At 38.4% G+C, this 1175-nt stretch carries 1 protein-coding gene; it reads right to left on the bottom strand.

Going from position 1 to position 1175, the window contains the following annotated elements; genetic code table 11:
- Positions 1 to 95: 95 nt before the first annotated feature.
- The gene (rhuM, locus tag U868_RS0123115; RefSeq protein ID WP_025155346.1) at positions 96 to 1121 is read right to left on the bottom strand and encodes a RhuM family protein; all 1026 of its coding nucleotides are present in this window, start codon (positions 1119 to 1121) and stop codon (positions 96 to 98) included.
- Positions 1122 to 1175: the final 54 nt, after the last annotated feature.

Here is a 1175-nt window from a genome sequence, read left to right as displayed (position 1 = left end):
AAAAAATCGTCACGCTTGGACGCAGATCACACAGGAGGGGGAATTACAGGCACAAAAAAGCCCTCGCGGGGAGGGCTGTAAACTTACTGTTGGATTTAATCTTGATCTTCAAAGAGGAAATTAAATTCACCTAGCGCCGCTGATTCTGGGTCATAGATATACCCAGCTTTCTCTATAACTCTTTTCTTTTTAAAAAGCTTATGCTGTCTTTCTGCGTGCTGATTGGCTTCATCTCTAAGCATTTTACCGTGTGAATAATCAGGCATAAGAACATATTCGTTAAAAACCAAAAGCTTGTCTACATATTCAATAAGCGAACTCATTGTCATTTTTTTCCCTTGAAGGGCTGTAGACTCGGCATATAGCAAAAATTGTTCAGACAACAAGTTCATTCTGTATAATTCATTTTCCTTTAGGTAATTCTTACCAACCTTGGCTTCCGATAAATTTGGTGAGACGCCACTAAAAGTGCTTAACCCCATATTATCATCTTCATGGTTCGCCCTATCTAGGATTAATTTTGCGCTAACCATGCCTGTTATTGCGTAATGAAACTTATCTTGCATTTTTGCATAAAAACTTCGAACTTCTGGCGCGGAAGCATCATAGTCAGCGGCACTTTCTTTTAAACAGTCCTTTAATTTATCATATACGTGTCGCTCATTAGCTCGAATGGCTCGGATTTTTGCAGCAAGTTCATTGGCTTTTTCAGGGGAGTCACGTAATGCTTTTTCGTTTAGTACGAAGCCATCACGGAGGTATGATTTTATTAATTCAGAGGCCCACTGCCTAAACTCGACAGCCCTACGACCATTAACGCGAAATCCTATGAAGTTAATCATATCTATGTTGTAGTGAGATATTGTTCTTGAAACTCGCCTTTCTCCCTCATTTTGAACTACGAGAAGATTTCTCATAGTTGAGCTTCTGTCTAATTCACCATCATCATAAATATTTGTTATATGGTGTGAAATTGTCCTGGCATTTAAATCAAATAATTTTGCTATCTGCTTTTCAGTAACCCAAATTTCTTGCGTCTCTGTATCTACCCTGACATCAATAAGTTGGTCATCTTTTTGATAAACCTCAACTTTGAAATTCACTTCATCATTATTGCTCATCTACCTTCCTTATTGAATTTACACACCCTAAAACGTGTCGTCAGGCCACTGTTA

Origin of the sequence: Morganella morganii H1r (genome assembly GCF_000633515.1) — a bacterium.
GTDB lineage: Bacteria > Pseudomonadota > Gammaproteobacteria > Enterobacterales > Enterobacteriaceae > Morganella > Morganella morganii_B.
This window is presented reverse-complemented; position numbering and strand designations above follow the sequence as displayed.

What these genes read in the sequence shown, in the direction of transcription:
- rhuM (WP_025155346.1), bottom strand. Translation starts at nt 1,121, where the DNA reads ATGAGCAATAATGATGAAGTGAATTTCAAAGTTGAGGTTTATCAAAAA.